Source organism: Thauera aromatica (assembly GCF_023093595.1).
Lineage (GTDB): Bacteria > Pseudomonadota > Gammaproteobacteria > Burkholderiales > Rhodocyclaceae > Thauera > Thauera aromatica_A.
Map to the genome: position 1 here is coordinate 153,936 of NZ_JALLIK010000110.1, position 24,314 is coordinate 178,249.

Genomic DNA, 24,314 nt, shown 5'->3' on the forward strand with positions numbered 1-24,314 from the left:
CATGCACGGCAAGCATCCCGCCCGCGCGCCCCACGGCGCGGCCGTCGGCGCCGACCGGCGCAGCCTGCAGCAGCGCCTCGCCGCCTTCCACGCCGGGCTGCGGGCCGCCCTGCGCGCCTTGCGCTCACACCCGATCAAGCATCCGCAACGGTAACCACATCATGTCCACGCTGACCAAACAGACGCTCACCCATCTCGACTGGCTCGAAGCCGAAGCCATCCACATCCTGCGCGAAGTCGCCGGCCAGTGCGCCAACCCGGTGCTGCTGTTTTCCGGCGGCAAGGATTCGATCTGCCTGCTGCGCCTGGCCGAGAAGGCCTTCCGCCCGGGGCGCTTCCCCTTCCCGCTGATGCACATCGACACCGGCCACAACTATCGGGAAGTGACCGACTTCCGCGACAAGCGCGCGTCCGAACTGGGCGAGCGCCTGATCGTGCGCTCGGTGGAAGATTCGATGGCGCGCGGCACGGTGGTGCTCAAGCACGCGCTGGAGAGCCGCAACAAGCACCAGTCGGTGACCCTGCTCGAGGCGATCGAGGAGTTCGGCTTCGATGCCTGCATCGGCGGCGCGCGGCGCGACGAGGAAAAGGCGCGGGCAAAGGAGCGGATCATGAGTTTCCGCGACGAGTTCGGCCAGTGGGACCCGAAGAACCAGCGCCCCGAGCTGTGGAACCTGTACAACGCGCGCAGCCACAAGGGCGAGAACATCCGGGCGTTTCCGATCAGCAACTGGACCGAACTCGACGTCTGGCAGTACATCGAGCGCGAGCAGCTCGAGCTGCCGTCGATCTACTTCGCCCACGTGCGCCCGGTGGTGAGGAAGAACGGCCTGCTGCAGCCGGTGACCGAGGTCACCCCGGCAAAGGACGGCGACGTGGTGGAAAACATCCGGGTGCGCTTTCGCACCGTGGGCGACATCACCTGCACCGCGCCGGTCGAATCCGACGCCGACACGGTGGACAAGATCCTCGCCGAAACCGCGACCACCACGATCACCGAGCGCGGCGCGACGCGGATGGACGACCAGACCTCCGAAGCGTCGATGGAGCAGCGCAAGAAAGAAGGCTACTTCTGACCTGCGACCGAACACAGAGAATTGAAGGAATCATGACCATGTCCGCCCCTGAACACCTGCCCGAGATCGACAACGGCCTGCTGCGCTTCCTCACCTGCGGCAGCGTCGATGACGGCAAGAGCACCCTGATCGGGCGCCTGCTGTTCGACACCAAGACCATCCTCGCCGACACCCTCAACGCGATCGAGAAGACTTCGGCCAAGCGCGGCATGAGCGCGGTCGACCTGTCGCTGCTCACCGACGGCCTGCAGGCCGAGCGCGAGCAGGGCATCACCATCGACGTCGCCTACCGCTACTTCTCCACCGGCCGGCGCAAGTACATCATCGCCGACGCCCCGGGGCACGAGCAGTACACGCGCAACATGGTCACCGCGGCGTCCACCGCCAACCTCGCGATCATCCTGATCGACGCCCGCCGCGGCGTGCTCACCCAGACCCGCCGCCACTCGTATCTGGCCAGCCTGGTCGGCATCCCGCACCTGGTGGTGGCGGTCAACAAGATGGACCTCGTCGACTACGATCAGACCGTGTTCGAGCGCATCAAGGCCGACTACCTCGCCTTCGCCGCCAAGCTCGGCATCAAGGACGTGCGCTTCATTCCGATCTCGGCGCTGGCCGGCGACATGATCGTCGACCGCGGCGAGCGCCTGTCCTGGTACGACGGCCCGACGCTGCTCGACATCCTCGAGAACGCCCCCGCCGCCCACACCGAGCAGGCCGAGGACTTCCGCTTCCCGGTGCAGTACGTGTGCCGCCCGCAGGACTCGGCCAACCCCGCGCTGCACGACTACCGCGGCTTCATGGGCCGGGTCGAGTCGGGCGAGATCGCCGTCGGCGACGCCGTCACCGTGCTGCCCTCGGGCGCCAGCAGCCGGGTGAAGGCGATCGAACTCGGCGGCGCCGCACTGCCGCGCGCGATCCACGAGCAGTCGGTGACCCTGCTGCTCGAAGACGAGATCGACATCTCGCGCGGCGACCTCATCGTCAAGTCGGCCGAAGCGCCGGAGCCGGTCAAGCAGATCGACGCCACCGTGTGCTGGCTCGCCGAGGCGCCGCTGTCGCCGGCGCGCACCTACCTCGTGCGCCACACCACGCGCGAAGTGAAGGCCAAGCTGGCGAAGATCGACTACCGGCTGGACGTCAACACGCTCGAGCACGAAGCCACCAGCGGCCTGGGGATGAACGACATCGCCCGCGTCACGCTCAAGCTCGCGCAGCCGATCGTCGCTGACCGCTACGCCGAAAACCGCGCCACTGGCGCCTTCATCATCATCGACGAGAGCACCAACAACACCGTCGGCGCCGGCATGATCGGCTGACCGGCTTCGCATCGCGCCCGGCCCGGGCGTCACGGGGTCGCCGGCAGTCCGGGCGACCCCGTTTTTCATTCCGTCGCCGCACCATCCAGCGCGACCCCGAAGAGTTGGTCGCCGCCGCGCGGATCGAGCCGGCGGAGCGGCGCACAGCGATGGCGGCGCAGGCGGCGAAGGTCGCGCCCGTACACGCAGCGGCAGGGCGGCTACCCCCGGCGCCCGGGTTCCGATCGGTTTCCCTTAACAAGCCGCAGCATTATTAAAGTTTAAGCGCTAAGCTTGATCAGACCTGAATCCTGTCAAAGCCACCGGTGCGCAAATCCGACCTCTCTCCCGAACGCCAGACGCGGCTCGAGCCCGTACCGGGCAAGCCCGGCGTGTTCGCGCTCGACCCACCGCCGATCGGGCGCCTGGAGGACTTTGCAGGCAGGCTCGCAGCCAGCGACCGCATGGGTGAAGCGCTGCGCCTGCTGGAACATTTACGCGAAGAAAGCGCCCGGCTGCCACAGCCCGATCTTGTCACCCGCACCCTGATCCGCCGCGAAGCGGTGCTCAGCAGCCATATCGAAGGCACCCGCTCCGAGTTGGAAGACCTGTTCGAATACGAATGCACGCTCGACGACAGCCGCCTGCCCGCCGATGTACGCACGACGCTCGCTTATGTGGATGCGCTCGAGATCGGCCTGCGGACCGTGCGGGCCGAGGGCTCGGCCGCCTTCCAGCTTCCCTTCATCCAGACGCTCCACCGCCACCTGATGGAGGACGACGCCTCCTATCGGGACGTCCCCGGGCAGCTGCGGACGGTACAAAACTGGGTTGGCGGCCTGCGGATCGAGGACGCCCGCTTCGTGCCCCCCCTTCCCGAGCGCCTGCAGGCCGGTCTCCAGGATCTGATCGGGAACGTGCTGGACTATCGCCCCGAGGGCGTGATGGCAATGCACGTGCTGCGCCGTGCCGCGATCGGGCATGCGCAGTTCGAGAGCCTGCACCCGTTTCGCGACGGCAATGGTCGTACCGGACGCTTGCTGATCCCACTGCAACTCGCGGCCGAGGGCTACCCCCCGCTCTACGTCGCTGGCCCGCTGTACCGCAATCGTCACGAATACTTCGACCGCCTGCTCGACGTACAGCTGCGCTCGGACTGGCAGGGCTGGATGCGTTTCTTCGCGCAGGCCGTGATGGTCGCCTGCGCGGAGGCGCTCGACACGACCGGGGCGCTGATCGCGCTACGCGAGCGCTGGCGGCGGGCGGTGTCCAGCCAGCGCGCCGACTCCGCCAGCCGCCGGCTGGTCGAACTCCTGATCGGTCAACCCGTGGTCACGGCGATGCAGGTCGGCCGGCAGCTCGGCGTATCTTTCCCCACCGCCAACCATGCGCTGACGACCCTTGTGCGTGCGGGCATCCTGCGGGAGCCGGGCAGTCGGCGTAACCGGATCTTCGTGGCGGACGAGGTGATCCGCATCCTGGAAGGCCGCTCCGCCTCGCCACCGGATCGACAAGGACAGGCGTAGGCCGCGGCGCGCGCCCCATCCACCCGCCTGCACCCTCGACGCACTGCGCTTTCCACTGCACGGCAGCCGGCGGATCGAAGCTCCCCAGGACAACCGGCCCCGGCAGTGCGATCCGCTGCCGGCGCCTACGGCTCAGAACCCCAGCGCAGCCCCCGCGCCGAACAGGGTCGCGACCCCGAGCGCGGCGAAGAGCGCGGCGGCGATCCCATGCACCAGCCTCACCGGCATGCGCTGGGCGATGCGCTCGCCGAGCAGCACCGCCGGCACGTTGGCGACCATCATCCCGAGCGTGGTCCCGGCCACCACCGCAGCCAGCGCCTGGTACTGCGCGGCCAGCGCCACCGTCGCCACCTGGGTCTTGTCGCCCATCTCGGCGAGGAAGAACGCCACCAGCGTGGCGCCGAACACGCCCAGCCGCGGCAGCCGGGCGTCGCCTTCGTCGAGCTTGTCCGGAATCAGCGTCCACAGCGCCATCGCGATGAAGGACAGGCCGAGCACCCAGCGCAGGGCCTGCGGCCCCAGCAGCGTGGTCAGCCAGCTTCCGAGCGCGGCGGCGAAGGCATGGTTGGCCACGGTCGCGGCGAAGATGCCGAGCACGATCGGCCACGGGCGGCGGAACTTGGCGGCGAGCAGAAAAGCGAGGAGCTGGGTCTTGTCGCCGATTTCAGCGAGCGCGACGATGGCGGTGGAAATGAGAAAGGCATTCATTCGATCGGGATGGTCTCGGTATCGGGTGCGGGTCGGGCGCGGTACTGCGCCTCGAATTGCGCGGCCGTCATCGGCCGGGCGAAATGATACCCCTGGACCATGTCGCAGCCGCGCTCGGCCAGAAAGCGCAGCTGCGCCTCGCTCTCCACCCCTTCGGCCACCGTCCTGATCTTCAGGATGCGGCCCAGTTCGATGACCAGGTTCACGATCGCCGCGTCCTCTGGGTCGGTGGAGATGTCGCACACGAACGCCTGGTCGATCTTCAGCTTGTCGATCGGGAAGCGGCGCAGGTAGGCGAGGCTGGAAAAGCCGGTGCCGAAATCGTCGATCGCCAGGCTCACCCCCAGCGCCTTCAGCCTGCGCAGGCGCTCGAGGGTGACGCCCCCGCTATCCTGCACCAGGACCGACTCGGTCAGCTCGAGCTCGAGCTGCGCGGCCGGCAGGCCGCTCTCGGCGAGCACCCGCTCGAGCAGTTCCACCGGGTCGCTGCGGTGGAACTGCAGGGCCGAAAGGTTGACCGCCACCGGCACCGCAAAGCCTGTCCGGCGCCAGCTCTCGGCCTGGCGGCAAGCCTCGCGCAGCGCCCATTCGCCGAGCGGCACGATCAGCCCGCTTTCCTCGGCGACGGGAATGAAGCGCGCCGGCGACACCTGCCCGAGTTCGGCGCTGTTCCAGCGCAGCAGGGCCTCGACACAGGCCACTTCGCGCGAGCCGAGGTCGAACTGGGGCTGGTAGTGCAGGCACAACTCGCCGCGTTCGGCGGCACCGCGCAGCAGGGTCTGGATCTGCAGCCGCTCGCGGGCTTCGGCATTCATGCGCTCGGTGAAGAAGCGGTAGGCGTTCCGCCCCGCTTCCTTGGCATGGTACATCGCAGTGTCGGCTTTCAGCAGCAAGGTGTCGAAGTCGGCGCCATCGTCGGGGTAGAGCGCGATCCCGATCGAAAAGCTGCAGGCCAGCGCATGGCCGTCGACCTCGAAGCCGGGCGCCATCGCGTCCAGGATGTCGGTGGCGATGCGCGACACGCTCTCGAGCTCGCTCAGTGCAGTCAGCACGATCAGGAACTCGTCCCCGCCCTGGCGGCTGACCGTGTCGCTGCGCCGCACGCAGCCCTCCAGCCGGGTCGCCACGGACTTCAGCAGGGCATCGCCGACGCCGTGGCCGAGGGTGTCGTTGATGATCTTGAAGTGATCGAGGTCGAGGAACATCAGCGCCACCCGCTGCTGGGTGCGCGCCGCCAGCGCCAGCGCCTGCTCCAGACGGTCGCGCGCCAGCATCCGGTTCGGCAGTCCGGTGAGCACGTCGTGGTGGGCCAGGTAGGCGAGCCGGGCCTCGATCGCCTTGCGCTCGCCGATGTCGGCAAAAATGATGATGTAATGAGTCAGGACATCCCCCTCGTCACGCACCGCGCTCGCCACCAGCCAGGCCGGATACGGCGTATCGTCGCGCCGCCGGCCGCGCACCTCGCCCTGCCAGTGGCCCAGCTCCCCGACCGCGGCCCAGATCCCGGCCAGCGTGGCTGCTTCGCCGCCGTCCTCGCCGCACAGGAAAGCGGGCTCGCGGCCGAGCACCTCCGCCTCGGCATAGCCGCTGATGCGGCTGAACGCGCGGTTGGCGGCGATCACCCGGTGTCCGGCATCGACGATCAGGATCGCCTCGCCGCTGTTTTCGAACACCTGGGCGGCCAGGCGCAGCTGCTCGCGCGCTTCGGCCTGCGCCCGCAAGTCGATGTCGACGCAATACATTTCGACGCCGCCGCGCGCATTGCGCAGCATCGTGTGGCTCGAGAACGCCGGGACGCGGCTGCCGTCCTTGGCGAGAACTTCGATCTCGCCGGCAGGAATCGGCTGCCCGTCCTCGACCCAGGCGCGATGCAGGCGCCGCGCCTGCGCGCGCCCCTCCGGGGGCACGATCAGCTCGTCGAAGCAGCGCCCGAGCACCTCCTCCCGGCGATAGCCGTAGAGCCGCTCACTCGCCCCGTTCCAGAACAGCACGCAGCGGTTTTCGTCGTAGCCCTGCACGGCGATGTGCTCGACGTCCTCGAACAGCGCGCGGAAGCGCTGCTCGCTGCTCTTCAGATCGGTGATCTCGCGCACCACCGCGAGCACGTCTTCCCCGCTTCCGGTCCCCGCTTCCCGCGTCATCGGCGACAGCCGGGCGCTGAACCAGCGCCGCTGGCCGCCGTAGGGCAGCGGGTAATCGATGGTCCGCGCCCGGCCCTCGCCGCGCACCGCCGCCAGCGCGGCAACGTAGGCCGCACCGACCTCGGCGGGCAGGCCGACCTTGTCCACCGGATGGCCGTGGAATGCCGAGGGCGGAACGAACAGCAGCGGATGATCGGCCGGGTAGTGCTCGACGATGTGGTTGTCGGTGTCGAACACGAACACCAGGTCATCCACCGAGGCCAGCGTCAGCTTCAGGCGCTCGGCCAAGCGCCGCGCGCGCGCGCTCGAGGCTTCGAGGGCACGGAACTGCGACAGCAGCAGCACGAACAGCAGGGCGGCGGTGACGGCGACGAACACCCCGCCCTTCCAGGTCTGCAGCTCGGCGTAGCGCCCCGGCTCGCTCGCCAGCAGCGCCAGCCGGGCGTCGGAAAATGCGATCCACAAGCCTGCGCCGAGCGCATAGGCGAGCGCTACCAGCAGCGCCCTGCGCAGGGGAGAGTAGCGGCGTACGGGCTTGCTCATATCGACAGATCCTGATTGCTCCGGGGCCAGCATGCGCGTCTGCGAGTGTCGGCCGCCAGGAAATGGTTCACGTCGGATATCCAGAATGTAACAGCCTGGCCGGCTGCTTCAAACCACCCGCGCCCGCATCGCCATCCGGTACACCAGCGGCACCGCGAACAGCGTCAGCACCGTGGAAAACCCCAGCCCCCAGACGATGCTCGCCGCCACCGGCCCCCACATCAGCGATTTTCCGCCCAGCCCCACCGCGAGCGAGAACAGGCCACCGATGGTGGTGGTGGACGTGATCAGGATCGGCACCACCCGCCGCCGTCCGGCATAGATCGCGGCGTGCTGCACGCTCATCCCGGCGGCGCGGCGCTCGTTGGCGGCATCGATCAGCACGATCGCCGAGTTGACCGCGATCCCGGTCAGGGCGATGACCCCGTACAGCGTGTACAGCGACAGCGGGTTGCCCGACACCAGCAGCCCGAACACCACTCCGGTAAACGCCAGCGGCACCGTCAGCAGGATGATGAAGGGCTGCCAGTAGCTGCGGAACTGGGTGGCGAGGATCAGGTAGATCAGGCCCAGGCCGAGGGCGAAGAGCTTGCCCATCGCATCGAGGCTTTCCTCGATGTCCTCGAGCTCGCCGGAGAAGTCCAGCTCGACCCCGGGGTATTGCGGCCCGAGTCGCGCCCAGGCCGCCTTCAGGCGGTCGTTGGCGGCCACGGTGTCGAGCTGGCTGCGGTCAAGCTCGGCCTCGACGGTGATCGCGCGGGTGAGCTGGTAGTGGCGGATGTAGCCTTTCGACAGCCGCAGCTCATGCTGGAGCAGTTCTCCGAGTTGGACGCTGCCGCCGCCGGCCAGCGGCACCGTGCGCTGCAGCAGCGCGGTGACATCGGCGAAGGTTTCGGGGCGGGCGCGCACCAGCACTTCCACCTTTTCCCCGGCGTCGCGGGTGGTGGCGACGACTTCGCCTTCGCCGTACAGGCGCAGCAGGCGCGCGACTTCGGCCGCGCCGACGCCGGCGCGGGCGAGCTTCTCGCGGTCGAGCAGCAGGCGCATCTCGTTGCGCCCCGGAACGTCGTCGTCGGTCAGGTCGCGGACGCCGGGCAGGCGCGCCACTTCGGCACGCAGCGCATCGGCCGCGGCGCGCAGCCGGACGTAATCGTCGGACTTCAACTTCACCGAGATCGGCTTCGCCGTCGGCGGCCCGCCCCGCACTTCGAGGAAGGCGTAGCGCGCCTCACCCTGCAGCACCTCGATCCGCGGGCGAACGGCGGCAATGATTTCACCGGTGTCGCGCCGCACGCCGCCGCGCGGCAGCAGGGAAACCAGCACCTGGCCGTACTGGTCGCCATACACCGGCTCGGTATCGGTGAACTTCAGCCCGGCGTAGCTGGCGAGGGCGCGCAGCTCGGTGCCGTCGATCGCCTCCGCGAGCACCGCGGCAGCCCGCTCGGCGGCGGCCAGCGTGCGCTCGGGGGGAGTGCCGGCGGGCATGTCGACGCTGACGTAGAACAGGCGCTTCGAATCGAAGGCGAAGAACTGGACCTTCACCAGCCCGCCCGCCACCGCGCCCCCCGCCACCGCCATCACCAGCACCAGCGCGCCCAGCCCGAGGCGCGGCCGGCGCAGCACGCCGACCAGGGCGCGGGCGTACTTCACCCGCAGCGCGTGAGTGAAGCGCTCACGCAGCACCTGCGCCCGGGTGCGCCGGCGGGCGGGCTCCGGGCGCAGGCCGAGGATGTGCGCGGGCAGGATCCAGAACGCCTCGAACAGGCTCACCAGCAAACCGACAGTGACCACGAACGGCACCACGAACATGAACTTGCCGAGGATGCCGGGGAGCAGCATCAGCGGCAGGAAGGCGGCGATCGTGGTCAGCACCGCGCTCAGCACCGGCAGGCCCACTTCGCCCACTGCCGCAACCACCGCCGCGGCCGGCGCTTCGCCGCGCTGCAGGCGGTAGTAGACCGCCTCCACCACCACCACCGCGTCATCGACCAGCATGCCGAGCGCAATGACCACGCCGAGCAGCACGGTCAGGTTCAGGGTCGAGCCGATCAGGTCGACGGCGATGAAGGTGCCGGCGAGCGCGAACGGCACCCCCAGCCCGACCAGCAGCGCGAGGCGCGAGCCGAGGAAGACCCAGCACATCCCCAGCACCGCGGCGAGGCCGAACAGCGCGTTCGTCTCCATCACTCCGATCGCCTGGCGGGTGGCATGGGTCTGGTCGTCGATCAGCGTCAGCTGCAGTCCCTCACCGGCAAGCAACGGGTTGCGCTCGGCGGCGAAACCCTGCAGGCGCTCGACCAGCGCCAAGGTGTTGGCGCCGGCCTGCTTGGTGATCGACAGCATCACCGCCGACCGCCCGTTGTAGCTGACCAGTTGGTCGGCACGCTCATGGCCGCGCACCACCGTCGCCACTTCATCCACCGCCACCCGCCCGGCGGGAGTCACCACCGCCACCTGGGCGAGGGTCTCGGGGTCGGGAGTCTTGCCTTCGAGACGCGCCAGCCACTCCCGATCCGTGACCCGCACCCGGCCGGCCAGGGTGTTGCGGAACCAGGCCGCCACTCCGTCGGCGAGCGCGACCGGCGACAGCCCCGCCGCGGCCACTCGCGCCGGATCGAAATCGACCTGCAGCTGCGGCTCGTCGAAACCGGCGGCAATCACCTGATCGACCCCGGCGAGGCCTTCGAGCGCCTTCTTCATCGTGAACGCGGCGCGCCGCAACGGCTCCCCGCCCGCCCCGTGCAGCACCAGGATCGCGGTCGGGAAGCCGTTCGAGCTGGTGATCTCGACCACCACCGGGTCCTTCGCCTCGGGCGGCAGCTCGGCCGCCGCCTTGTTCTGGATTTCGCGGCGCAAGTCATTGACGCGCTTGTCGAAACGGCGCTCGGACAGCTCGTCGAAGCGGACCAGGATCGAGGACACGCTCTCGCGGCTCGACGAGGACACGAAACGGATGTCCTTGACCTGGCGGATCGCGTCTTCGAGCGGCCCGGTGAGCTCGCGCTCGACGTCTTCGGCCGAAGCTCCGGGCAGGCTGGTGACGATGCTGACCCAGTTGAAGTTGATCTCCGGGTCCTGCGCCCGCGGCATCGTCAGATAGCTCAGCAGCCCGCCGAACAGCACCATCAGGAAGGTGATGTTGGCGAGCGGCGCGTTGCCGATCAGGCGCGCGTAGAGGGTCTTCATCACGCCCTCTTCACGGCGCGGCCTTCACTGCGGGCGCGGCGCGCTCGAGGGCGAAGCGGCCCTCGTCGATGAGCGCGGTGGCGGGCGGCCAGTCCACCGCCACCGGACGGCCGGCCTGGGCGTCGGGGAGGGCGACAAAAACCGGCCGGCCGTCGCGCTCGACCCAGGCCCCGAGCACGCCGTCGCGCTGCTGCACGTAGGCCGGCGGCAGGTGGGGCTGCGCGCTGCGCCAGCGCAGCTCGCCGGCAAGACCGGGCGGCAACACGGTAGCGGCGGCAAACACGGCTTCGCGCACCTGGCCCGCGGCCTCGAGCAGCGGCGACACCCGCAACAGGCGCAGCGCATGGCTGCCGCCGCCGGCGTCGAAGGTCCACCCGCCGGCGGCGAGCAGGCTGTCGATCTGGACTGCCGGCACCTGCGCGCGCACTTCGGCGTCGGCGCTGGCGGTGAAGCGCAGCAGGGGCGTACCGGGCGCGGCGAGGTCGCCGACCGCGGCCAGGCGCGCGCGCACCACGCCATCGAAGGGGGCGCGGATCACGCAGCGCGCGAGCGCCAGCTCGGCCCCCGCCAGGGCGGCCGCGGCCGCGGCGCGCTCGCTTTGCAGGACCCCGAGCTCGGTTTCACGGATGCGCAGGCCATCGGCGCTGATGAAACCACGCGCGGCCAGCGCGCGCGCCTGATCGAGCTGGGCGCGGGCCAAGCCAATGCGGCGCTCGACGAGGACGAGCTGGGCCCGGCTGCGCTCGCGCTCGATGCGGTAGGCGGCGTCGTCCAGGCGCGCCAGTTCGGCGCCGCGCCCGGCGGCTTCACCTTCGCGCACCGGCAGGGCGACGACACGCGCCGCCACTTCGGCCGCAAGGCTCGCCTCTTCGCGCGGGCGCACCGCCGCCGAGGCACGGAATTCAGGGTGGAGGGCGATCGTCGACAGGGGACGGCTGTTCCAGTCCTGGGCGGACACGAGCAGCGGCCACAAGGCGAGCAGGGCGGTGAAAACCTTCATCAGGGGAGCGGGAGCGGAGGGGGCGGGAGGGGAAGAGCGCAAGCGCAGGACGGCGGCCCGATCAGCCTTCATCGATGACGCGGAACCCGAGCGTCGGCGCGGTGAGGTCGTCCGGCGCCGTGCCGAGGACGATTTCGCCCTCGCCGTGCAGCGTGCATCGTTCGCGGCGCAGCTGCACCGGCGCCGCGGCGCCGGCGAAGTGCACCCAGCTGCCGTTGCTGCTGAAATCGGTGAGCACGCACTGCTCGCCGGCCCATTCGATGCGGGCATGGCGCCGCGACACGCGCGGATCGTCCACCGCGAAGCCCGCGCCTTCGCCGCGGCCGATGATCAGCGGGCCGTCGCCGGGGTAGAGCTCGATATGCTGGTCGAGGCAGCCGAGATCGACGCGCTGCAGCGGACGCGCGCCGTCGAGCAGTTCATGGTAGTCGAGCAGGCTCGCCAGGGTGGTTTCGGCGGTGCGCGCGAAGTCCACCCGCCACACCCGCAGCGGCTCGGCCTTGCCCTTGAGGGTGATGCGGTCAAGGCTGTGGCAGGCCAGGCGCAAGCCCTCGGACAAACCGCCGAACACCGCTTCGCCGATCAGCACTTCACCGGCCTGGGCGCGGTCGCACAGGCGCGCGGCGACATTGACCGGGTCGCCGTAACAGTCGCCGTCGTATTCGACCACGGCGCCGCGGTCGATACCGGTCTTGACTCCCAGCGGAGCACAGCGCAGTTCGACGCTGGCCAGCTCCTGCAGCACTTCCTGCATGCGCGCGCTGGCCTGCACCGCGGCGACCGGATCGTCGAACAGCACCAGCACGCCGTCGCCGAGGAACTTCACGATGTAGCCCCCGGCAGCAGACAGGTGGCGGCTCAGTACGTGCGTGCACCGGGTGACGATCTGCGTCGCCACCACATTGCCGGCCGACTCGAACAGGCCGGTGCTTCCTGTCAGGTCGGCGAATACCACGGTCCTCGTCGATTGCTCCACACCGCCCTCTTCTCTGGCTATCCGCCCGCCGCCCCGGCACGGCGGGACGCACGGCTATCGCTGCATTGCGGGAATGCCGGATGCTAGCATTCCGACCGCGTGCCGTCACCGCTCCGCCCGAACGCGCTCCGCCCGAATCCCGCCACCCGAATGCCGCCGCTGGCCGCGGCATTCAGCCCAGGTTGATCTCCCGCAGTGCGGCGGCGAGCATCGGCGCGACGCTCACCGCGTTGCTCGGATGCGCGATGCAGTCTGTGCTCCAGACTTCGCCGACGCCAGCGGCACGGATCCGTTCGAGGGCCCCGTCGGCGAACAGCGCATGGGTGACCGCGACATCGACCGAGGCGGCGCCGGCCGCGCGCAGCCGCTCGGCGGCGCGCGCCAGGGTGACCCCGGAGCTGGCAACGTCGTCGACCAGCACCACCGCACGCCCGGCCACCGGCGCCTGCGGCGGCAGCGCGATGTCGACCTCGCGGTCGCCGCGCCGCGTCTTCGCGCACACCACCGCCTCCAGACCGTGGCTCGCCGCCGCCGCCTCCACCCACTGGCGGGACTCGGCGTCCGGCCCCACCAGCACCGGCCGGGCGCGCCGGGCGACAGCGAGATCGGCGAGCAGCGGCGCTCCGCACAGGGCGACGGCATGGCGCACCTGCACCGCCTCGGCCAGGGTGGCGATGCGGTGCAGGTGGGGGTCGATGGTGATCACCGCCTCGAACAGCCCGGCGAGGAAATCGCCGACGATGCGCTGGCTCACCGCCTCGCCGTCGTGGAAGGCCGCGTCCTGGCGCATGTAGGCGAGATAGGGCGCGACCAGGCCCAGGCGGCGGGCCCCCAGAGTCGTCGCGGTGCGCGCCGCCAGCAACAGCTCGACCAGCTTGTCGTTGGGGCGGTGCAGGCCGCGGTACACCACCACCTGCGGCGGCAGCAGCGGCGGCAGGCGCAGGCGCAGTTCGTCGTCGGGAAAGCGGTGGCGCTCGATCGCCGCCGCCGCCAGCCCGGCATGCGCGGCCAGGCGCAGGGCAGGAGCAGCCTCGTCGTCGAAATACAGCAGCATGGTCTCGGCAGTCGTCATTGCAGCCCCCGGAAAAACGTTGTTCGATTCACGGCGGGTGGAGAGCACCGTCCACCGCCCAAGGCGTCCGGCAGGCTCAGAATTCCACGAACAGCAGCGGCATTTCGCCCGCTTCGCCCAGGCTGTAGCCCGAAGCGCGCTGCGCCGCCTGGCGGGCGAATTCGAGATCGGCCGGATAGTCGGCATGGACACGGTACAGGGCCTCGCCGCGGCGCACCGACTCGCCGAGTTTTTTCAGCAGATCCACCCCCGCGCCCTGGACCTTGGGCGCGCCGGCGAGGCGGGCGATGCGCGCGAGCTGGTGGTTGTCGATGCCGATGACCATGCCGTCGGCTTCGGCGCGGGCCTCGAAGTTCAGGCGTGCGAGCCGGGGCGCATTGTGGTCGAAGGGCTTCGCCCCCTGGGCGCGGACGATGGCGTCCATCTTCGCCAGCGCGCGCCCCGAGTCGAGGATGTCGCGCGCGATCGCGAAACCGTCGCCGCCGCGCACGTCGGGGTCGAACTCGAGCATGCGCCCGGCCAGGCGCAAGGCCTTCTGGCGCAGGTCGTTGGGTGCGCGCGGGTCGTTCTCGAGCACGCGCATCACGTCGCGCGCCTCCAGCACCGGGCCGATGCCGTTGCCCACCGGCTGGCGGCCGTCGGTGATGACGACGTCGATCGCCAGGTTCATGCGCCCGGCGACGAACTCGAACAGCTTGCGCAGGCGCTGCGCCTCGGGCATCGAACGCACCTTGGCGCTGGGCCCGACCGGGATATCGAGCAGGAGATGGGTGGAGCCGGCAGCGACTTTCTTGGACAGAATCGAGGCCACCATCTGCCCCGGCGAGTCGATCGACAGCGGACGCTCGACCGAGATCAGCACGTCGTCGGCCGGCGACAGGTGGGCGGTGCCGCCCCACGCCAGACAGCCACGATGGGCGCGGACGATGTCGGACAAGTCCTCCATCGGCAGCTCGACGTTGGCCAGCACTTCCATGGTGTCGGCGGTGCCTGCGGGCGAAGTGATCGCGCGCGACGAGGTCTTCGGGCACAGCATGCCGTGGGCGGCGACGATCGGCACCACCAGCATCGAAGTGCGGTTGCCGGGAATGCCGCCGATGCAGTGCTTGTCCACCACCGGGCGCTCGCGCCAGTCGAGGCGCTGCCCGACCGCGGCCATCGCCTCGGTGAGGAACAGCACTTCCTCGCGGTCGAGCTCGCCCTGGTTGCTGGCGACGACGAAGGCGGTCAGCTCGATCTTCGAATAGCGGTGCTCGGCGATGTCGCGCACGATCGCGCGGAAGTCCTCACGGCCGAGGCGCTCGCCGGCGATCTTGCGGTGCAGCGCAGGAATCGACGACGGCGGCTCGGCCTGCGCGATCATCGCCGGGTGGCCGTCGTCCACGCCCATCTGGGCGAAGGCGTCGATCGACAGGCCGATTTCGCCGCAGCCGACGATCGCCGGATCATCGACGACGTTGAGGGTGGCGAGGATGCGCCGGCCGTTGGCGCGCACTTCGACCTTGGCCAGGGCCTGGAAGCCTTCGGCGCGGTAGATCGCGCACTCGCGGTGCAGGTAGGCGACGTTCTCGCGGTAAGTGTCGACCGCCACCCGGCGCAGCGTGAGCGGAAAGGCGGCTTCGCCCTCGCCGGGCGGGGAAGGAAGATCGGCGTTCATGGCATCAAGATTACACCCGCGGCGAGCGTAACGCAGACCTCCGCGGCGAACCCGGGCCGCAACTCCCCCCCTCCCGCACCACCGGCCGCCACGCTGCGGCGGGCCGGATGGGCGCGGGCGTGCCCGCGGAAAAGCCTCCCCCGGCTCAGCCGGTGAGTTCGCGCAGATCGGCCACCGGCTCGGCGCCAAAGCCCTCATCGAGCAGGTAATCGACGAGGTGCATCGCGGCTTCCTCCGGCGCCACCAAGCCGCCGCTGCGCTGCATTTCGGCGAAGCGGTCGCGCAGCGGAAAGCGCGCCAGCGGCGTGGCACGGATTTCGGCCTGCATGCCGGTGTCGAGCACGCCCGGCGCCAGGCTGCAGATGCGCAGCCCCTCCACGCCGTCGGCCGCCACCGCGCGTGCGTGGTGGTCGAGCGCGGCCTTGGTCGCGCAATACACGCTCCAGCCCGGATAGGGCTTGCGCGCGGCGCCGCTGGAGACGTGCAGCACGCGGCGGATGCAGGACGCTGGAGCCGCGGCGCACAGGGCGGCGCTCAGCATCAGCGGCGCAGCGACGTTGAGCGTCACCGCACGCGCCACCGCAACGGGGTCCTGCAGCGCGGGCGGGCCCATCGGCTGCAGCGTGCCGGCGTTGTTCACCAGCAGCGCCGTACCGGCGTCGGCCAGCCAAGCATGCAGCGCAGGGTCTTCCAGCCACGCGGCAAGCGCAGCAGGATCGGCGAGATCGAGCACTGCCTCCTGCAGCAGGCCGGGGTGGCGTGCCGCCAGCACCGGGTTGGTATGGCGCGCGAGCCCCAGCACCGCAATCCCGCGTGCGAGCAGCTCGTCGGCAAGGGCGGCACCGAGGCCGCGGCTATGGCCGCTGACGATGGCCTTGATCATGTGAATTTTCTCCTCGTCGCGACCATCGCCGCACGCCACGCGCCCGCCGCCACGGGGCGGGGCGAGGCGTCACGGCGGGCACACCCCACCGGGCTGCCGGCCGGCGTCAGCCGAACAGCTGCCCCGCGGTCGCGAGCGCGATCGTCAGCAGGCCGAGGACGAGGTTCGTCCCCACCAGCTGGCGGATGCGCCCGAGCGCGGCGCCGGCGCCTTTCCAGTCCGCGGCCTCCACTCCTCTGGCGAGAGCGGCATAGGGCACGAACACCACGTACACGAAGATCGCCATCATCGCCAGCCCGAGCAGCAGCATCAGGTGCTGGTTGAGCGGCGCCGCGGCGAAGCCGGCGCGCCCGATCAGCAGCAGACCGCTGCCGAGCACCGCCGCCACCGCCACCCACACCCAGGTGAAAAAGCGCGCCAGCACGCCCCGCCACAGGCGCAGCCGCGGCGGCGGCTCAAGCTGGCTGGCCGCTTCCGGGCGCAGGCACATGTAGGCGAAGAACATGCCGCCGACCCAGACCACGACACCGGCGACGTGCAGCAGCAGCAAGAGGGGATCGAGCATCATGATTGCGGACTCCCGGGCGGACAGGTAAAGGAGATTGTGCCGCAAATGCGCCCCGCGCGCGCGCATCGAAACGGCGCATACGGGTTCCCCCGGGGCGCCGGCCGGGTACAGGCCCCCCGCGCACGCATCGAAACCGCGGCGGCCCGCGCCCCTGCACAGGGAGATGGCAAAACGGCGGCGGCGTCCCGGCTCCGGTGGCACAGCCGCGGTTCGAACTGGGCGATAATCGCCCCACCCTTGCGCACATCCGCCCTGCCGCAAGCCACCCTCTGCGGGGCGGGCGCGAGGCGGCATTCTTCACCCTTCCGGCCCCTTCGAGCCCCCCGTCCCGCAGCCCGGTCCCTGCCGCCCCGCCCCATGCCGACCTCCCCCAGCGTCCCGTCGTCCGCCCCCGCCGCGCCCCTCGTCCTCGCCGGCCCGATCCTGCGCCGGCTCACGCCCGCGCGACTGACGATCTGGCTCGCCCTGCGCACCCCGGCGCGGGTCCGCCTGAGCCTGGACGCCGGCGACGGCACCCCACGCCGCCACACCCTCGCGCCGGGCGAGGCCGGCTGCCGCCATCTCGCCGCCGGTGCCCGGCTGCATTACCTGCTGCTCGAGCTGGCGCTCGATCCCGCGCTGCCCACCGGCTGCTGGATCGGCTACGACCTGGCGCTGCAGCCCCTCGACGGCGACGAGCCGGTCTGGCAGGGCTGGCAGGACTGGGCGCCGGACCTGTGCTATCCGGGCAAAAGCTCGCCCGGCTTCGTCCTGATGCCCACGGTGCACGCCCTGCTCCACGGCTCCTGCCGCAGGCCGCACCACCTCGGCGGCGATGGCCTGGCCGCCGCCGACCGCCTGCTCGCGCGCTGCATCGCCGCCGGCACGGACCGCCCCGGCACCGCCACAGGCGGCACCGACGAGGACGCTGCCGGTAGCGGCCACACCGCACCCGCCGCGCCTCCGGGCCACGGCGCCGACGCGGACGGCGACGCGCTCCCCGCCTGGCCCTCGGCGCTGGTCATGACCGGCGACCAGATCTACGCCGACGACGTCGCCGGCCCCATGCTGCGCGCGATCCACCGCCTGATTGCCGCCCTCGGCCTGCCCGCCGAAGCCCTCCCCGGCACCGACGATCCCGCCCTCGCCGAACCCGGCGCGCTGTATGCGCACCCGGCCGGCTACTACCGGCGCGAAGCCCTGCTGCCGCGCCTGCCCCACCACCGCGCGCTGGTCGACATCCTGTTCGGCGGCGCGGAAAAACCGGTATTCACCACCGCGAACGCGCACAACCACCTGATCACCCTCGCCGAAGTGCTGGCGATGTACCTGCTGGTGTGGTCGCCCGTTCCCTGGCAGGGACTGGAGATCGACCCGCCGCCCACGCTCGATGCCCGCGAACGTGCGCTGTTCGCGCAGGAGCAGCGCGCACTCGAAGCCTTCGTCGCCGAGCTGCCGGCGGTGCGCCGGGTATTCGCCCACCTGCCGGTGGCGATGATCTTCGACGACCACGACATCACCGACGACTGGAACCTGAGCCGCGAGTGGGAGGAAACCGCCTACGGCCACGCCTTCTCGCGCCGTGTGCTGGGCAACGCGCTCGCCGCCTACCTGATCAACCAAGGCTGGGGCAACTGCCCCGAAGCCTTCCCCCCGGCGCTGCTCGACGCCCTCGCCGGCGCGCTGGCCGCGCCGGGCAGCGCGGCCCACGACGCCTGCCTCGAGCGGCTGCAGGCCTTCGATGCCTGGCACTACGCATGGCCGACCACGCCACCGCTGGTGGTGATCGACACCCGCACCCACCGCTGGCGCTCCGAGCTCGCCGCCCGCCGCCCCTCCGGGCTGCTGGACTGGGAGGCGCTGACCGACCTCCAGCACACCCTGCGCGGCCACCCCGCGGTGCTGCTGGTATCGCCGGCACCGATCTTCGGCGTCAAGCTGATCGAAGTGATCCAGCGCCTGTTCACCTGGCTCGGCCACCCGCTACTGGTCGATGCGGAAAACTGGATGGCGCACCGCGGCGCGGCCCAGGCGATCCTCAACATCTTCCGCCACCGCAAGACGCCGCAGCACTTCGTCGTCCTCTCCGGCGACGTCCATTACTCCTTCGTCTATGACGTCGAGCTCCGCGGCCGGGTGCGCGGACCGGACATCTGGCAGATCTGCAGCAGCGGAGTGCGCAACGAATTCCCCCCGCGCCTGCTCGCCGTGCTCGACCGCGCCAACCGCTGGCTGTATTCGCCGCGCTCGCCACTGAACTGGCTCACCCGCCGGCGCCGGATGCGGGTGATCCCGCGCACTCCGGAAGGTGCCGCCCCCGGGCGCCGGCTGCTCAACGGCAGCGGCATCGGCCTCGTCGAACTCGATGCCGACGGCGCGCCGTGGCGCATCCGCGAACTCCTCGGCGACGGCCGCAGCGTGCGCTTCCTGCGCGCGGAAGACGAGTCACGCTGGGAGTGAGGCGCCCCGCCGGGCGCGTTCCCGAGCCGCGCCGCCGGATCGGGCTTGGTCCCGCCCCCCACCCGGGAGTACAGTCCGCGCCACTCCACTCTTTCCGCACAAGCTCCAGCACCCGCCCATGACCACCGCGCCCACCGCCCCGCCCGCCGCCCATTCCGAAATCCGCCCCGGGCAGTCGATCGAACTGCTCAAACAGCTCCACATCCTGACCCGCGACGGCAAGCTCAACCAGGACAGCCGACGCAAGCTCAAGCAGGTCTATCACCTCTACCAGTTCATCGAGCCGCTGCTCGCCGAGGCGCTCGCCGCCCGCCCCGAGATCGAGCTCGTCGACCACGGCGCGGGAAAGTCCTACCTCGGCTTCATCCTCTACGACCTGTTCTTCAGGCAGCACGCGCCCGCCGGACGCATCCACGGCATCGAGACCCGCGACGAGCTGGTGATGAGCTCGCGCCGGCTCGCCGACAAGCTCGGCTTTTCCGCCGGGATGCGCTTTCACAACCTGAGCGTGGCCGACTCGATCACGTCGGCGCGCCTGCCCGCGCGCATCGACCTCGTCACCGCGCTCCACGCCTGCGACACCGCCACCGACGACGCAATCCGTTTCGCCCTCGAAAAACAGGCCCGCTTCATCGTCCTGGTGCCGTGCTGCCAGGCCGAAGTCGCCGCCGTGCTGCGCAAGCACAAAGCGCAGGCACTCAGGCACAGCCTCGCCGAGCTGTGGCGCCACCCGCTGCACACCCGCGAGTTCGGCAGCCACCTCACCAACGTGCTGCGCTGCCTGCAGCTCGAAGCGCACGGCTACCAGGTCAGCGTCACCGAGCTGGTGGGCTGGGAGCATTCGATGAAGAACGAGCTGATCATCGCCCGCCGCCACGACCAGCCCGGCCGCCGCGCCGCCGAACGGCTCGCCGAGCTGCTCGCCACGCTCGGGCTGGAAGAGCTGGAAACGCGCTTTTTCAAACCCTGAGCAAGGCCGGCCCCGGCTGTAGCACCCATGTAACACCGTGTTGCGAAACTGCCCTTCCTGATTTCATTCCTTTCATCCGGTCAAGGAGAAACCATGAAGGCCAAGCTCATCACCCTGGCGCTCGCGGGCGCCGTGTCCACGCCGCTGCTGGCGCAGTCCAATGTCACCGTGTATGGCGTCGCCGACACTTACTTCGGCTACGCCAAGTACGACGACAACAAATTCACCGGGGTCAATAGCGGCGGCCTGTCGGGTTCGCGCCTCGGCTTCAAGGGCAGCGAAGACCTCGGCAACGGCCTGAAGGCGCTGTTCACCCTCGAATACACCCTGAGCCTGGACAAGAACGAAGGCGTCGGCACCGGCGGTGCACGTCAGCAGTTCGTCGCCCTGCAGGGCGGCTTCGGCTTTCTCGGCCTCGGCCGCCAGTACGCTCCCGGCTATTTCGTGAACAAGTACGACGCCACCGCCGGCTCGAGCGCGCTCAGCCCGCAGATCCAGCTCGCCAAGGCGGCCGGGGCGACGATCGACGCCGGCAGCGGCTCGCGCTTCGACAACGCGATCAACTACAAGTCGCCCGACTTCGGCGGCTTCAGCGTCAATGCGATCTACGGCTTCAACGAGACCAACCAGGACGACGACCGCCGCCGCAACGACAAGCTCGGCCTCGGTCTCGAATACAAGAACGGCCCCCTCGCCGCCGGCCTGACCTTCCAGCAGATCGAAGGCGGCGACGAGCGCGATGACCAGAAGGAATGGATGCTCGGCGCCGCCTACGATTTCGGCGCGCTGAAAGTGCTCGGCTCCTACCAGCAGGTCAAGGACGCCATCGGCAAGGCGGGCGACACCGACAAGATCGTCCAGCTCGGCGCCGTCGTCCCCGCCGGCAGCGGCAAGGTCCATGTCGCCTGGGGCAAGCTCGACGCCGACCAGGGCAGCGACTACGACGTCAAGTCCTGGGTGCTCGCCTACACCTACCCGATGTCCAAGCGCACCACGCTGTACACCGGCTTCCTGCGCAACGACAACGGCAGCCTGACCAAGCAGACCAACCTCGCCAGCAACAAGATCGACGGCGCCGATGTCTTCGGCGAAGACAGCGACAACTTCGTCGTCGGCCTGCGCCACACCTTCTGAGCCCGGCCGCGGCCACTTCGAACGGGCGCCTGGGCGCCCGTTTTTTTCGGGGGGGAGGGACGGCAGGGGAAAGTCGTGTCCTCGTAATCCCACCCGCCTGAATCAGGCACGGCTTTCGCGCCTTCCCAGTCCTTCTGCGATCAGCGTCAGCACCAGCGTATTGAGCGACACGCCTTCGGCCCTGGCGCGTGTGGTGAGCTTGGCGTGGATGGATTTCGGCACACGAGCGACGAACTTGCCGGACGCGCCCGGCGCGGCCGCATCGTCCGGGCTGAATGACGGTGCGGGAATGTCGCGCCCCATGTCGGCAAGTGCGGAAACCACGGCAATGAACGCATCGCGCCCATGTTCGACCGCCTCGGCCTCGGTTTCGCCATCGGACATGCAGCCGGGAAGATCGGGAAAAGTAATCAGGTAGCCGCCGCCGTCCTCCGCGGCAATCGGACTGATGATGTGCGCGTAAGCCTCGAACGGCCAGGGCGGAACGACGCGGGGAATGCTCTCGACTTCGCTCATGCTTGCGACTCCTTCACTTTATCAACCAGCGCCACGAAGCGGCGCACATATACCGGCTTGATCGGTCGGTGTGCCGGGACGCTCAGCATTTCCGTCACCGCCTCATGCGAGAAGACATGGTGACTGCCACCCTCGCACCGGACCGCCATGCCCAACTGCCGTGCAACCGTCTGAAGTTGCTCGATCCGCCAATCGCGCGGGTTGTTGCGCATGGCTTCAAGTAGCTTGGTGGCGGCATTCATAAAATGATAGTACTACTTGAAATATCATCAAGTAAGAAGACTGGCGAACGCAGAGTACCCATCTGAATCGGGACCCCACCTGGAAATAGCGCCCTTCGGTTTCCGCCGCCGTAGACGACAAAACGGGCCCGAAGGCCCGTTTTGATTTTCCAAGCTGTCGGAAAGACAGATCAGAAGGTGTGGTTCACACCGACCACGAAGCTGCTGGCGTTCTCGTCGGCGCCCTGGCCCGCGGTGCTGGCGAGGAGGCTGTGCGAGGTCGCGTCGTCGTTGCTGATGCGGGCGTAGCCGGTGTACAGCGTGGTGCGCTTCGACAGGCTGTGGAAGTAATACACCGTCCAGCCGTCGGCATCGGTGTCGTCGGTGTCGTTGTCGGCAGCGGCGTAGCTCAGGCGGACCGAGCCGGCGGCGCTGACCGGGACGATGGCGCCGAGCGCCCAGACGTCGTTGGTGTCGCCATCAACCCTGGCGTCGTCGACGCTGTTGTACATACCGGTGACCTTGACGACCTTGAAGTCGTAGGACGCACCGACGAACCATTCCTTCTTGGTTTCGTCGGAGCCGGCGATCGCGTAAGTACCGGCGGTGACCGCGCTGGCATCCTGCTTGACCTGGCTGTAGATCAGGCCAACGGAGAGCGGGCCGTTGTTGTACTGGGCGCCGATCTGGGCGAGGTCGCCGGCGGTGCGGTTTTCGTCCTGGTTGACTTCGTTGAAGCCGTAGATGGCGTTCACGGTCAGGCCGCCGAAGTCCGGCGAGATGTAGTTGATCGAGTTGTTGATGCGGGACGCGCTGCCGGCCTGGATGTTGGAGCCGTTGGCGCCGACAAACTTGTGGTAGGGGCTGAGCGGGACGATCGCCGAGGTATCGTACTTGGCGACGTAGAAGTAGCCCGGGGCGTACTGACGGCCGGCGCCGACGAAGCCGAAGCCGCCCTGCAGACCGACGAACTGCTGGCGCGCACGCAGGCCGCCGGCGGTGCCAACGCCTTCGTTCTTGTCGAGGTCGATGCTGTATTCGAGGGTGAACAGTGCCTTCAGGCCATTGCCGAGGTCTTCGCTGCCCTTGAAGCCGAGGCGCGAGCCGGCGATGCCGCCGCTCTCAATGCCGTTGAATTTGTTGTCGTCGTACTTGCCGAAGCCATAGTAAACGTCGGCGATACCATAGACGGTGACGTTCGACTGCGCGAAGACCGGGGCCGAAATCAGGCCGGCGACGGCCAGCGCGATCAGTTTCTTCTGCATGTGTTTCTCCTCAAATTGAAGTTGAGACCCAGGCGTTCGCCTCGGCCCTACTCACCTCTCTGGCGAGAAGTTGCAACGATTCTGCAAACCGCCCGCCGCCCTTGCAAGCCCGAGCGCACCGAAACGCCACATTCCGGGGATTCTTGTTGCAGGCGTGCAACAGAACACCCGGGTAAGCGGTGACGCGCTACGTCTCCCCCGGAACTCATCCCCTTCTTAGCACTCCCACGCCGCGAGTGCTAATATTTGCCCGAAAGGAGGAATCAAGCCCATGTCCCAAGCCCTGATGTTTCCCGTTCCCGCCGCCGGCAGTCTGGACCAGTACATCCAGACCGTAAACCGGATGCCGATGCTCAGCGAGCAGCAGGAAGTGGAGCTGGCGACACGCTTGCGCGAAGAAGCCGATGTGGAAGCCGCACGCCAGCTGGTGATGTCGCACCTGCGCGTGGTCGTGGCCATCGCCCGCGGCTACCTGGGGTACGGCCTGCCCCACGCCGACCTGATCCAGGAAGGCAACGTCGGCCTGATGAAGGCAGTCAAGCGCTTCGACCCGGCGCGCGGCGTGCGCCTGGTGTCGTTCGCGATCCACTGGATCAAGGCCGAGATCCACGAGTACATCCTGAAGAACTGGCGCCTGGTGAAGATCGCCACCACCAAGGCCCAGCGCAAGCTGTTCTTCAACCTGCGCAGCCTGAAGCGCGACAGCACCACGCTGAACCCCGGCGAAGTCGACGCCATCGCCACCCAGCTCGGGGTCAAGCCCGAAGAAGTAGTGGAGATGGAAACCCGCCTCGGCGGGCGCGACATCCCGCTCGATGCCGGCAGCGACGACGAGGACGAGCGCTTTGCCCCCATCGCCTACCTGCCCGACCCCCACGCTGAACCGTCCGAAGTGCTGGAGCAGGCCCAGCTCGCCTACCTGCAGGACCGCGGCCTGAAGAGCGCGCTCGCCGGGCTCGACGAACGCAGCCGCGCCATCGTCCAGCGCCGCTGGCTCACCGAAGACCGCAGCGCCACCTTGCATGAGCTGGCGGCCGAATACGGCGTCTCGGCCGAGCGCATCCGCCAGATCGAAGCCAAGGCGATGCAGAAGATGCGCGGCATGCTCGCCGCGGTGGCGTAACCCAGCGCGCTT

General features: G+C 69.4%; 20 protein-coding genes. 8 read left to right on the plus strand and 12 right to left on the minus strand.

Going from position 1 to position 24,314, the window contains the following annotated elements; translation table 11 throughout:
* Position 1 precedes the first annotated feature (1 nt).
* The 4 genes from MXC99_RS16200 to MXC99_RS16215 all read left to right on the plus strand — a co-directional run bounded on the left by MXC99_RS16200 (position 2) and on the right by MXC99_RS16215 (position 3,900).
* On the plus strand, positions 2–154 hold the full coding sequence (locus MXC99_RS16200; protein ID WP_247726447.1) for a hypothetical protein: 153 nt from the start codon (positions 2–4) through the stop codon (positions 152–154).
* 7 nt (positions 155–161) lie between these two features.
* The gene (cysD, locus tag MXC99_RS16205) at positions 162–1,076 is read left to right on the plus strand and encodes a sulfate adenylyltransferase subunit CysD (RefSeq protein WP_075147165.1); all 915 of its coding nucleotides are present in this window, start codon (positions 162–164) and stop codon (positions 1,074–1,076) included.
* 38 nt (positions 1,077–1,114) lie between these two features.
* Complete coding sequence (cysN, locus tag MXC99_RS16210; protein ID WP_247726448.1) at positions 1,115–2,395, plus strand: sulfate adenylyltransferase subunit CysN; 1,281 nt, start codon at positions 1,115–1,117, stop codon at positions 2,393–2,395.
* A 305-nt stretch (positions 2,396–2,700) separates the two neighbouring features.
* Entirely contained in the window at positions 2,701–3,900 is a 1,200-nt protein-coding gene (locus MXC99_RS16215) for a Fic family protein (RefSeq protein WP_247726449.1), read from the plus strand.
* A gap of 132 nt (positions 3,901–4,032) precedes the next feature.
* Here the strand turns inward: MXC99_RS16215 and MXC99_RS16220 are convergent, their stop codons facing one another.
* The 9 genes from MXC99_RS16220 to MXC99_RS16260 form a co-directional block, all read right to left on the minus strand.
* Positions 4,033–4,608 carry a TMEM165/GDT1 family protein gene (locus MXC99_RS16220; protein WP_247726450.1) on the minus strand — a complete coding sequence of 192 codons (576 nt, stop codon included), beginning with the start codon at positions 4,606–4,608 and terminating at the stop codon, positions 4,033–4,035.
* Entirely contained in the window at positions 4,605–7,292 is a 2,688-nt protein-coding gene (locus tag MXC99_RS16225; RefSeq protein ID WP_247726451.1) for a sensor domain-containing protein, read from the minus strand. The genes MXC99_RS16220 and MXC99_RS16225 overlap by 4 nt, the downstream gene beginning before the upstream one ends.
* 108 nt (positions 7,293–7,400) lie before the next feature.
* Positions 7,401–10,478, minus strand: a complete 3,078-nt coding sequence (locus tag MXC99_RS16230; RefSeq protein WP_247726452.1) for an efflux RND transporter permease subunit — start codon at positions 10,476–10,478, stop codon at positions 7,401–7,403.
* 10 nt (positions 10,479–10,488) lie between these two features.
* Positions 10,489–11,478, minus strand: coding sequence for an efflux RND transporter periplasmic adaptor subunit (locus MXC99_RS16235; RefSeq protein WP_247726453.1), 990 nt, complete (start codon positions 11,476–11,478; stop codon positions 10,489–10,491).
* 61 nt (positions 11,479–11,539) lie between these two features.
* On the minus strand, positions 11,540–12,454 hold the full coding sequence (locus MXC99_RS16240) for an adenylate/guanylate cyclase domain-containing protein (protein WP_247726454.1): 915 nt from the start codon (positions 12,452–12,454) through the stop codon (positions 11,540–11,542).
* A gap of 172 nt (positions 12,455–12,626) precedes the next feature.
* Entirely contained in the window at positions 12,627–13,526 is a 900-nt protein-coding gene (locus MXC99_RS16245; protein ID WP_247726455.1) for a ribose-phosphate diphosphokinase, read from the minus strand.
* 76 nt (positions 13,527–13,602) lie between these two features.
* Positions 13,603–15,183 carry a thymidine phosphorylase family protein gene (locus tag MXC99_RS16250; RefSeq protein WP_247726456.1) on the minus strand — a complete coding sequence of 527 codons (1,581 nt, stop codon included), beginning with the start codon at positions 15,181–15,183 and terminating at the stop codon, positions 13,603–13,605.
* Between the two features lie 145 nt (positions 15,184–15,328).
* A complete protein-coding gene (locus tag MXC99_RS16255; RefSeq protein WP_247726457.1) occupies positions 15,329–16,066 on the minus strand; it encodes an SDR family oxidoreductase in 738 nt (245 codons plus the stop codon).
* A gap of 106 nt (positions 16,067–16,172) precedes the next feature.
* Positions 16,173–16,634, minus strand: coding sequence for a CopD family protein (locus MXC99_RS16260; RefSeq protein WP_247726458.1), 462 nt, complete (start codon positions 16,632–16,634; stop codon positions 16,173–16,175).
* A gap of 357 nt (positions 16,635–16,991) precedes the next feature.
* On the opposite strand from MXC99_RS16260, the gene MXC99_RS16265 reads away from it, so the two are divergent.
* The 3 genes from MXC99_RS16265 (at position 16,992) to MXC99_RS16275 (ending at position 21,177) form a co-directional block, all read left to right on the plus strand.
* Positions 16,992–19,073 (plus strand): alkaline phosphatase D family protein, encoded by a 2,082-nt coding sequence (locus tag MXC99_RS16265; protein ID WP_247726459.1) that lies wholly within the window; start codon positions 16,992–16,994, stop codon positions 19,071–19,073.
* Positions 19,074–19,191: 118 nt separating this feature from the next.
* Positions 19,192–20,043 carry a class I SAM-dependent methyltransferase gene (locus MXC99_RS16270; RefSeq protein WP_247726460.1) on the plus strand — a complete coding sequence of 284 codons (852 nt, stop codon included), beginning with the start codon at positions 19,192–19,194 and terminating at the stop codon, positions 20,041–20,043.
* A gap of 93 nt (positions 20,044–20,136) precedes the next feature.
* The gene (locus MXC99_RS16275) at positions 20,137–21,177 is read left to right on the plus strand and encodes a porin (RefSeq protein WP_247726461.1); all 1,041 of its coding nucleotides are present in this window, start codon (positions 20,137–20,139) and stop codon (positions 21,175–21,177) included.
* Positions 21,178–21,279: 102 nt separating this feature from the next.
* On the opposite strand, the gene MXC99_RS16280 is transcribed toward MXC99_RS16275, so the two are convergent.
* The 3 genes from MXC99_RS16280 to MXC99_RS16290 all read right to left on the minus strand — a co-directional run bounded on the left by MXC99_RS16280 (position 21,280) and on the right by MXC99_RS16290 (position 23,179).
* The gene (locus tag MXC99_RS16280; protein ID WP_247726462.1) at positions 21,280–21,693 is read right to left on the minus strand and encodes a type II toxin-antitoxin system HicB family antitoxin; all 414 of its coding nucleotides are present in this window, start codon (positions 21,691–21,693) and stop codon (positions 21,280–21,282) included.
* A complete protein-coding gene (locus MXC99_RS16285) occupies positions 21,690–21,935 on the minus strand; it encodes a hypothetical protein (protein ID WP_247726463.1) in 246 nt (81 codons plus the stop codon). The genes MXC99_RS16280 and MXC99_RS16285 overlap by 4 nt, the downstream gene beginning before the upstream one ends.
* A 170-nt stretch (positions 21,936–22,105) precedes the next feature.
* Positions 22,106–23,179 (minus strand): porin, encoded by a 1,074-nt coding sequence (locus MXC99_RS16290; RefSeq protein ID WP_247726464.1) that lies wholly within the window; start codon positions 23,177–23,179, stop codon positions 22,106–22,108.
* 271 nt (positions 23,180–23,450) lie between these two features.
* Between MXC99_RS16290 and rpoH the strand changes: the two genes are divergently transcribed.
* Positions 23,451–24,302, plus strand: coding sequence for an RNA polymerase sigma factor RpoH (gene rpoH, locus MXC99_RS16295; RefSeq protein WP_247726465.1), 852 nt, complete (start codon positions 23,451–23,453; stop codon positions 24,300–24,302).
* Positions 24,303–24,314 lie beyond the last annotated feature (12 nt).